This is a genomic window from Actinoplanes solisilvae, from assembly GCF_003999975.1.
Lineage (GTDB): Bacteria > Actinomycetota > Actinomycetes > Mycobacteriales > Micromonosporaceae > Actinoplanes > Actinoplanes solisilvae.
This window is the reverse complement of sequence record NZ_RJAC01000060.1, coordinates 1-9,642: the sequence shown is the minus strand read 5'-3', so window position 1 is coordinate 9,642 and position 9,642 is coordinate 1. Positions and strand designations below refer to the sequence as shown.

The 9,642-nt window shown below is 68.2% G+C and carries 6 protein-coding genes; 2 read left to right on the top strand and 4 right to left on the bottom strand.

The annotated features are described in order from the left end of the window. Nucleotides 1-92 precede the first annotated feature (92 nt). Complete coding sequence (locus EER30_RS46400; protein ID WP_205650729.1) at nt 93-1,004, bottom strand: alpha/beta hydrolase; 912 nt, start codon at nt 1,002-1,004, stop codon at nt 93-95. 101 nt (nt 1,005-1,105) lie between these two features. Here EER30_RS46400 and EER30_RS47810 point away from each other — a divergent pair, with 101 nt between their 5' ends. Continuing rightward, the gene (locus tag EER30_RS47810; RefSeq protein WP_164842802.1) at nt 1,106-1,258 is read left to right on the top strand and encodes a hypothetical protein; all 153 of its coding nucleotides are present in this window, start codon (nt 1,106-1,108) and stop codon (nt 1,256-1,258) included. A 167-nt stretch (nt 1,259-1,425) separates the two neighbouring features. Here the strand turns inward: EER30_RS47810 and EER30_RS46395 are convergent, their stop codons facing one another. After that, nucleotides 1,426-2,073, bottom strand: a complete 648-nt coding sequence (locus EER30_RS46395; RefSeq protein ID WP_164842801.1) for an AfsR/SARP family transcriptional regulator — start codon at nt 2,071-2,073, stop codon at nt 1,426-1,428. 187 nt (nt 2,074-2,260) lie between these two features. Here EER30_RS46395 and EER30_RS46390 point away from each other — a divergent pair, with 187 nt between their 5' ends. Beyond that, nucleotides 2,261-3,004 carry an AfsR/SARP family transcriptional regulator gene (locus EER30_RS46390; RefSeq protein WP_127509670.1) on the top strand — a complete coding sequence of 248 codons (744 nt, stop codon included), beginning with the start codon at nt 2,261-2,263 and terminating at the stop codon, nt 3,002-3,004. Here the strand turns inward: EER30_RS46390 and EER30_RS46385 are convergent. After that, entirely contained in the window at nt 3,001-3,192 is a 192-nt protein-coding gene (locus EER30_RS46385) for a hypothetical protein (protein ID WP_127509667.1), read from the bottom strand. The genes EER30_RS46390 and EER30_RS46385 overlap by 4 nt on opposite strands. Nucleotides 3,193-3,324: 132 nt before the next feature. Continuing rightward, nucleotides 3,325-9,435, bottom strand: a complete 6,111-nt coding sequence (locus EER30_RS46380) for an RHS repeat-associated core domain-containing protein (RefSeq protein ID WP_127509665.1) — start codon at nt 9,433-9,435, stop codon at nt 3,325-3,327. Nucleotides 9,436-9,642: the final 207 nt, after the last annotated feature.

The following is a 9,642-nucleotide window of genomic DNA, read 5'->3' as shown; positions in this document are numbered from 1 at the left end:
CAACGCCCTACGCCTGGCCGGCCGCACTAACATCACCGAAGCCACCCGCTGGGCCAACCGCGAAATGACCAGGCCATTCACCATCCTCGGCCTCACGGGATGATGTTGAAACGGCCGTGCCCGGGTAGGCGGCCCCAGCTCTGCTGCCCGCCGATGCCGAGCACGGGCGCGGTCAGTTTGCGCGCGGCCCGTTTCTTGTTCTGCGCGAGCAGGGCGTCCCACGCCCGATAGAGCCCGAAAGTCCCACGCAGGGTGTCGCGGTTGCGGTTATAAAGACGGACGTAGTAGTCGATGACGCGCTCGGGCAGGGCGGGGCCGCCCTGAATGCGGAATTCATAGTGGTAGAAGGCGCGCGCGTTGCCGTGGACCATGTCGATGATCAGCTCGTCGTCGACCCGGTTGAACGGAATGTGCCACAGCCGGTTGTTCTGCGCCTCGGGAACGAACAGCTCCGGGCCGGGCCCCGCACCGGGCGGGCCGGGGATCTCCATGAGCACGACCCGGTCGACCCGCTCACGGAAGTCCGCCGCCAAGGCATACGCGATCGCGTAGCCGGTGTCATGGCCGACGACGGCGAAGCGGCGGTGGCCCAGCGCGCTCATGAGCGCAGCCGAGTCCTTGGCCAGGGTCGCCGAGTCGTAGCCACCCGACGGCCGGCCGGTCAGCCCGATGCCGCGCTGGTCGACGGCGACGACGGTGTAGTCACGAGCCAGGGCCGGCATGATCAGGCGCCAGGCGTACCAGCTCTCGGGCCAGCCGTGCACCAGCAGCAGCGGCGGTCCGCTGCCACCGACGACAGCGTGCTGGCGCAGGCCGTTGGCGGTCACGAACCGGCTGCTGAAGACCTTGCCGAAGCCGGACGGCAGCCCCGGGGCGTCGGAGACCGAGCCACCCGGCCCGCCGGCCACGGCCGCGCTCATCGGCGTCAGCGCGGCGACCCCACCGGCGGCCGCCGCGGCCAGCAGCGACCGCCGCCCGACCCCGGCTTTCTCTTCGATGGTCACACTGTCCTCCCGTCGTAGAAGATCGTGATCTCAACCTCGCATCCGCGTCCTCACACCGAACCCGTCGAATCACCAGCCTTGGTCCCTGGTTCACTGCGCCGGTGACCTCGATCGACTTCCGCCTCTTCTGGGATGGACAGACCACGAGCCGGACCGGCAGCGCGATCACCGCGGTCGCCCTGCCGTTGGTCGCGATCGGTCCGCTCGGAGCCTCGGCGCTGCAGGCACGGTCGGGCTCGTCGTCGCGGTCATGAGCGCGGGCGGAGTGCTCGGCGCGCTGGTCGCAGCTGCTCGGGCCGATTCGCGGACGCCGCGACCTGCCGGAGGGAACTCGAACCGGGGCGTTGCCGAACGGCGGTGCTCAGACGGGCGCGTTGCCGAACGGCACTGCTCATACTGGCGCGTTCCCGACAGGCGCCGGTCAGACGGGGGCGTTCTCGAACAGCGCTGAGAGCTGAGCGGACGGGGCTATGCCGAGCTGCTCGCGGAAGACGTTGCGTACCAGAGTGAGGTGGCGGCGGGCGGCGCCCACGTTGCCGTCGGCCAGCAGGGCGGTGATCACCAGCCGGTGGGCGCTCTCGCGCAGCGGGTCGGAGGCGACGGCGGCCAGGGCCCAGTCGACCGCCGCGTTCAGGTCGGCTTTCTCGATCGCCGCGGCGGCGGCCGCTTCGAGCAGACGGATGTGCCAGTGGCGCAGGCGTTCGCGGTCCATGATGACCCAGTCGTCGTACCAACCGGGCAGAAGCTCGGTGCAGGGCCGGGCGGTGCGCTCGACGACGGCCACGTCGATGGTCACGGACGGATCGAGCGCCAGCAGATCACCGGGCTGATTCAGCAGGCCGTCGGCCATGCGGCGCAATCGCCAGACCGCCGTACGCAGGCTCGCCATCGCCTTCTCGTCACAGGTGGACGGCCACAACACGCCCGCCGTGGCCCGCCGTGGGGTGGGGCCGCGCAGGGCCAGGAACGCGACGATGCGCTGCAAGGAGATCGGCACCGGCACAGCGCCGCCCGAGCGCAGCAGCGCGAAGCCGCCGAGCAGGTGCAGCTCGTAGGGGTAGTCGACCATGACCGTCTCCTCCGACTGACGCCGGGTGTCTCCAGCGTCCATCGTCCACGCCGGATCCATTGATCGGCAGCTGTTGTCGGACAGAAGACGGCCGTCACCGATGCGTCAAAACGGCGCGGCAGCGGTTTGACGAGGGTGTGACGACCTGGTGGCTAGCGTACGAATCCTCAGCGGGAGGGGCGGAGCCGTGAACGAATGGGCGCAGTTGTTCGGCGAACGTGACACGAAAGTGGTGCTGCACCTGTTCGGGGGCCCGTTCGTCACGGTCGGGCCGCGCCGGACAACCGTGCCCGAGGGCAGTAAACGGCTGCTGGCCTTCGTGGCCCTGCACGGCGGCCGCGTCGAGCGCCGGTACGCCGCGGGCTCGCTCTGGCCCACCGGCGACGACCTGCGGGCCGCCGGCAACCTGCGGTCGTCGCTGTGGCGACTCAACCGTGGCTGCGTTCCGTTGATCGACGCGGACAAGGCCTCGCTGGGGCTGAACGCCGACGTGGTGGTGGACGTACAAATGATCGCCGCGTGGGCGGCCCGCCTGATTAACGGCGTGCCGACCGGCGCCGACCTCACCGTCCTGCCGTCCGGCATCGACGGCCTCGACCTGCTGCCCGGGTGGTACGACGACTGGGCGCTGATGGAACGCGAACGGTTCCGGCAACGGCTGCTGCACGCCCTCGAGGCGTTGAGCGCCACGCTGCTCGAGCTCGGCCGCTGCCGCGAGGCGGTCGAGGCCGCGATGGTGGCGGTCACGACCGAGCCGCTGCGCGAAAGCGCCCAACGGACGCTCATCGCCGCGCACCTGGCCGAGGGAAACTGGGTCGAGGCCAAACGCCAGTTCGCCGGGTATCGCCGGCTGGTCAACCTCGAACTCGGCATCGAACCGCACCCGTCCCTCTTCCAGCTCCTGGATCCGGCGTTCGCCCGCGCGTCCTAGCGGGCCGGGTATCGCTCGAGGAACTTGCGAACCGCCCGTACGGCGTCGTCCACCTCGGTGAACGACGCCGTCGTCTCACCCCGCCGGCTGGCGATGTCGGGCGTCTGCAGGACCGTGATGAGCAGTGACGAGGCCTGCACCTGCACCCGGATCACGCAGACTCCCGGCGCCCGCTCCTGCTCGGCCATCTCCGAAGTCCTCCCTCGTCGATCCGCCCGCAGCGTCGCAGAACAGGTGTCACCTGACAGTCACCGGAAACCGACGGGCGGGGTACGCCGTTGGTTCGGCGCACCCCGCCCGTTGTTCGCGGACAGTTCAGGTCAGGTGCAGTTGTAGTTGCCGCCGCCGTTCTCGCCGTTGTAGTTGGCGGCACCACCGGGGGTCGAGTTTCTCTCGGCGTCAACCTCGTACCTGTTGCACTCGGTCTGCTTATTCTTCTCCTCCGAGAGATACAGCACTGCGAAGAAGAGGCCGTACTTCTCCCACTGTTCGTCCCGATGCCACTTCTCGTGATTGAGGAACGACTGGTCAACCGATTTATCGGCATTGAGCGGCGTCTTTTCGTTGGCGATGAACGTGCCACCGATGGTAGTGCCGGCCTTGAGGCTGAAAAGACCCTGGCCGTCACCACCGACGAATCGCTTCATCTCCACGTACTTCTGATTCTCCCGGCAGACCGTCATGCCGTCCTGCGTTGTGCATCGGCCATTCATTCTGACGATGAGCCCAGCAACGGCGAGCCCGAGCAGGTCGGACTGGGCCTTCATCGCCCCCTTCACCGAGTTCGCCAAGCCCTCGATCGTGGGCTTGACGATCTTCTCGTCGATGAAGTTCTGGGCCGTTTCGATGCCCGAGTCAACCGCCCGCAAAGCTCCGTCGATCTTGCCGCTCACCGCCGTGCCGATCGGACCGAACTGACAGATGCCCATGAAACAGTTGACGCTCATCTTCATCAGATTCGCGAAGGTATCCACCTTGGGCTTGTGAACGACGCTGGAGTTCCCCGACCCGCCGCTGCCCTTACCTCCGCCGCTGCCGTTCCCGCCGCTGTTCCCATTCCCGCCGTTGCTGTTGCCCTTCCCGCCGCCGTCACCGCCGCCGGTGTCGCCGCCCTTGATCACATCGATGACGACATCTATCAGCCAGGACAGGATGCAGGCCAGGCCGCACACCCACTTTCCGCCCGGATCGGCGCGGGTGATCGGGTTGTTCGTGGCGTAGGCGTAGGCGTTCCACTGCTGCGGGTCGCGCAGGTCCTGCACCGGGTCCACCGAGATGAACCGGCCCAGCATCGGGTCGTACTCGCGGGCTCCGAGATGGGTCAGCCCGATCGGATCGGTGTCGCCGCCGACGAATCCCTTCGTGTTCGGCCACGCCGCCGGGGGCGTTCCGCGGGAGCCGCCGTACGGGGTCTGGCGGCGGACGGAGACCACCTGCGTGTCGGCGTTCATGGCGACCTGCTGAGTGCCCTGGTGATCGTCGAACAGCCAGCTCAGCGAACGGGCACCGGGCGTTCGCGAGGCGACGGTGGCGCCGTTGAACGAGTAGTAACGGGTGGCCCTGACAGTGGTCGAGCCGCCATTGACCACTCGCCTGACCTCCATACCGGGCAGGTACAGCGTGCTGCCTGCGGCGTCGCGGCGGATCAACCGGGTGCCGTCGGCGTCGTACAGGTTGGTGGTCGTGCCCGAACTCTCGACGATCTTGGCCAGATGCCCCTCGGCGTCCCACTGCAGGGTCTGGGGTCCGGATGGGCCCGGCCGGCTGTTCATGTTTCCGGCGTCGTCGTAGCCGAAGGCCACGGTCGTGGCGCTCTGCCCGGGCGCGGTGGTGGTCATGCCGGTCACCCCGTGAGGCCGCACCACTGCCGGTCCCCCAGCCGTCGGCACCGCGAAGTCCCGGGTCGTGTCACCCGCCGCCGCGTGGGACACCTCCTGCGTGCGGTTGCCGAGCTTGTCGAAGGTCCAGTCCAGCCAGTACGGCGCCGGGCCGCCGAGGTTGGCCAGGGTCGGCGTGGTGCCGCAGGTGACCCCGGTCTTGGGGGTCCAGGCCGAGGTGAGCCGCTGCTGAGGGTCGTACGCGAAGCACTGGCTGTCGGCCTGGCCGACCTCGGGCGTGTCGGCGATCGAGAGCAGATCACCGGAGGCCTGCCAGGTGTAGACCCGGTCGGAGACGGTGCCCGTGCTCTCAGGCTTCACCTGCACCCGGTGGACCCGCCGAGTGTCGCGCTCGTACTCGGTCGCCTGCTGGGCATAGACCTTCCCGGCGAGCTTCATCGTACGGATCTCCGGCTCGCCGTACGCGGTGTACTGCTGACCCGACACGTACGTCCCGACGTCCGACCATCCGGAGGTCAGGCTTCTCGGCAGGCCCGAGGTCGCGTCGAACTTCGTCGTGACCGCCTCGGCCGGCAGGCCACCGGCGTCGGGGAACGACGTTCCGGCCGGCTTCCCGGTGTACGGCGAGTACGTGTAGCCGTACACGTAGGTGCCGCCCAGGCCGGTCTCGTTCGAGGGGATCGCCCAGTGAGCGCCGGCGACCTCGCCCCGGCCGGTGAAGTTGCGCACCTGCCACCGGTAGGGCTGGCGCGTGCCGTCGGCGGCGAGGTCGTACCGGGCCCACTCGGTCAGCTCGCCCTTGACCACCGAGTCGTCCGAGAGCACGTCGTACGTCCACTCGGTCCGCTTGTTGGCCTCGGTCGCCGCGTCGTCGTAGATCGCGGTCTTGCGGCCCAGCACGTCGTAGGTGTAGACCAGCGTCTCGTTCCGGGCGTCCACCGTCTTGATCAGGTCGTCCGCGTCGTCGTAGAACGACCTCGTGGTCCCCTTGTCCGGGTCCTTCACCGAGCTCTGCCGTCCGCGCACGTCGTAACCGAACACCCATTCGTTCTGCTTGGCGTCGGTGACCGTGCTCAACTGACCTCGGGCGTCGTAGGCGTACTTGGTGGTGTCGTAGGGTCCAGCGGTTCCGGCGGCGGTGGTGTATTGCCGCAGCTCGGTCTGCCGGCCGAGGGCGTCCACCACGGAGGTCGTCGGCGTCGTGCCCTTGGGCGCGACGATCGTCGTGCTGTCTCCTTCGTACTTCGTGGTGGTCCGCCACTTCTCGACGATGTTGGTGACGTCGTCCCCGGAGCGGAAGATGATGTCGGTGGGACGGCCCGCGCGGTCGTAGACGTTCAGCGTCTGGGTCGGCACCGACCATTCCGGTTCCCACCACAGCGTGCCCGAGGGGTTGCCCGGCTCGGCGTGAGCGCCGAACTCCATCTCCTTGTGGCCGTGGGCGTCCATCAGGGTATCGGTGACGACACGTCCACCACCGACCGCCGCCTTCTGAGTCTGCCGTGAGCGCAGGAAGCCGTCGTAGATCTCGTACGAGACGTCCGTCCCGCCTCCGTCGTTCAACGCCTCCGTCTTCACGTACGGATAGCCGTCACGCCCGGGCGCGTAGGAGTACGTGAACGTGAGCGACGGCTGATTGGGGTGGGCCGCCTTCGTCCACCCCACGCTCCACACCTGCTTGGTGCGGCCCAGCGGGTCGTAGGTGCCCTCCGACACCCGCCCGTTCGGGTCGGTGACCCGGTCCGAGGAGCCCCACGCGGGGTTGATCGCGGTGGTGGTGGCCCAGCCCAGCTTGTTGGTGTCGACACGCTGGGCGGCCAGTTGACCCACCGGGGAGAACGCCGTGGTGACGACGTTGCCACGCACGTCCTTCGTGCTGGTCTGCCGTCCCCATGCGTCGAACTGCGCGACCTTCGAGGTCAGCCAGGACGTTCCGGACCCCGTCGACCAGTCCTTGAGAACGTCGGTCCGGGTGGCGGCCCCCTTGGCCGGCACGGTGTCGACGCTGGTGGCGCCGTCATAGAAGGTGAGTTCGTCGGAACCGACCTGCTCGGCCGCGGTCGGCGCCGTGCCGCAGGTCAGCGTGGTCACCGTCTTCCTCTTGGGCAGGACGACCAGGTTGGTGGTGGTGTTGCGGTTGTAGGTCGTCGTCGTGCACTTCTCGTCGCCGGTCCGGGCGAGGTCGCCGTTGTCCTGGGTCGACTTGACGGTGCCGTACGTTTCGTCGAACTGGCTCTGCGTGCTGGTCACCCGCCAGCCGCGGGCGCCGTCGACACCGAGCGCGGTACCGGCGTACGTGGTCGCGGTGTTGACGAACCGCGCTTCGGCCGTGTCACCGTTGATCGTGCGGGTGACCAGCGGCGCGGACCGCCACGGCACGTTGACCGTCTTGCTGACCGGCTTGTCGGTCGTGCCGTTGTAGACGACCTCTTCCCGCACCATGCCCACGTACTGGTCCTCGTCGTACACGGTCTCCGAACCCAGCGACGCCGGTACGGTCACCGTGCGGGTGCCTCCGGACGGCCCGGCACGATCGAGGTGCATCCCGCGCAGGTAGGTCGTGCGCGTGAGGGTCTGGTTCGAGTCACCGACCCGCGTCGCCACCGTCGCGTACCCACGGAACTGGTTCCACGTCTTGTACTTCGGCTTGCTCAACCCGTCGTCGTCGGCGTAGTGCCAGGCCGGGCTGCCCTCGTACGTGTAATAGGTGTTCATGGTCGGGGCCTGGTGACCGCCGGCCAGTTGCACGTCGGTCTGGGTGACCTTACGGACGACGTACTTGTGCCAGTACTCGGTCTGGGTGCCGCCCGAGGTCGAGTTCGGATCAGGCCCGACCACCGGGTAACAGAGCTTGGTGTTCGACTCCGGTGCGGCCGGCAGGTTCCCCGTGCCGCAATCCGGATCGGAGTACGTGACCTGGATCAGGCCGCCGGTCTCGAGGCGGATGGCGGCCAGCCGCTGCCAGTTGTTCGTCGTGTTGTGCTTCGTCAGCACCCGGTTGGGCAACGACACCGGATCGAACGACACCGGCGGCATCGGGTGGCTACCGCCGACCAGACCGGTGTGCACGATCGAGTCGAGCCACAGACCCGGCCGCTGCCCGTCACCGGGCGACGGGAAGCTGTGCGTGAACGTGTACGAGTCGACGTCCTGCCATCCCGGCACCGTCTTCGCCGCGTCGTACACCCGCGTGGTGACCTTCGCGAGGCGCTTCGTACTCCAGAACGTCGGGGAGTAATCGGTGCACGAGGTGGCGCTCGCTGCGCACTCTTGGTCCCACGGCGTGTCGGGCCAGTTCCCGCCGTGTGTCGCACAGTCGGTCAGACAACGGTCGGCCGGGTCGAAGACCACCTGCACCTTCGCCGCGACCGAGCGGTCCGAGGCGCCGCGGTCCCAGGTGCCGTAGTCGATGCGCCTGAGCACCCCGTCCCGGACGTAGGAGACGTTCTTGCTCGACGTGCCCTCCGCCGCGTACTGGTTCGTCTCCTGGTCGTACCAATACGACGTGGTGTTGCCGTGGGTGTCGATGACGTAGTCGAGGTTCCAGCGCCAGGCCTGAGTCTCGCGCGACGCGGCGAACGTGTCGTCGTGCCCGGGCTCGTTCGGGTGATTGCCGTAGACCGGAACCGTCAGGGCCGACCCGGTCGCGCTGCTCTGCCCCGGCAGCTTGTTGAGGCCGAAGAAGTACTGGACGCCGTCGGTGGTCGTGACCTTCCAGTACTCGCCGTTCTCGTCACCGTTCTCCGCGCCGGTCAGCCGCTCGATCCGCGACCCGTCCTCCGACCGGCCGTGCCAGGTCTTCCTGTCCGGATCATTGGTCAGCAGCTCGGTGCTGCGGTTACCCAGCGACAGCGAGGCGTTGTAGTTCCGCCAGCACAGATCCCCGGTGTAGGTCGGGTTGTTCGCCGGCTCGGCCTTGTCGTCGTTGCACGACACGTAGCTGCGCTCGATGAAGCTCTGCGACAGGCCGAAACCCTCACCGACCGACGACGGCTGACTGTTCGAGGCTGACGAGCGACCGTCGACGCTGCCGGACGAATAGCCGACCGACAGCTCCGGGGCCTCACCACCGATACCGGGCGGAGTCCGCAACGGGTACGACCAGGTGAAGTCACCCGAGGAACCACCGGCCGACCAGGTCGTGGACGCCGACAGCGACGACTTCGTGAAGTCACCGGAGTCACCGGCCGGTTCGGCCGCCAGCGCGACCAGGGTGCCCGACCCGACCGCGACGTCCGCGCTGACCGAACTGATCGCAGAATCGTTGCGCGACCGCAGCGGGACCGGCGAACAGCCGTCGGCGTCCGGGGTGGTCAGTGCGCACTCGGGCAACTGCCACAGCTTCAGCCGCGACGACCAGTCGGCGCCGTAGGCGGTGCGGAACTTCGCATAGTCGATGGACACCAGGGCCTTGGCGGGCTTCGCGGCGAGCTTTGCGGTGGGGGTCTCCAGACGTGCGACAACGCCGTCGCGCCAGCGCTCCGGGACAGTGCCGCGGTCGATCACGGCGGCGGTCACCGACGTCCCGCCGGCGATGACCCGCAGTGCCGTGCCGCCGGTCGGCCACACCTGCAACAACGCTGGGAAGGTCATCGATGTGATCGCGGTCACATTGGACGGCCGACGGGGCCTCCGGCGCCCATGGCATCATGCCCCCATGAACCGGGCCCGTTACTCCCGCCTAGACACCTTTTGGGGTGGGGGTCTCTTTCGGGTCCATTGTGAGGCTTTTGGGTGATCGACGGGTATGTGTGTTGTCGGGTCTCCTGGTTTTATGCGGTACGGCGATGGCGGTGGTGT

Excerpts from the sequence above, each read along its gene's own strand:
- EER30_RS46385 (WP_127509667.1), bottom strand. The coding sequence starts at position 3,192 with ATGGCCGAGCAGGAGCGGGCGCCGGGAGTCTGCGTGATCCGGGTGCAG.
- EER30_RS46395 (WP_164842801.1), bottom strand. The coding sequence starts at position 2,073 with ATGGTCGACTACCCCTACGAGCTGCACCTGCTCGGCGGCTTCGCGCTG.
- EER30_RS46380 (WP_127509665.1), bottom strand. The coding sequence starts at position 9,435 with ATGACCTTCCCAGCGTTGTTGCAGGTGTGGCCGACCGGCGGCACGGCA.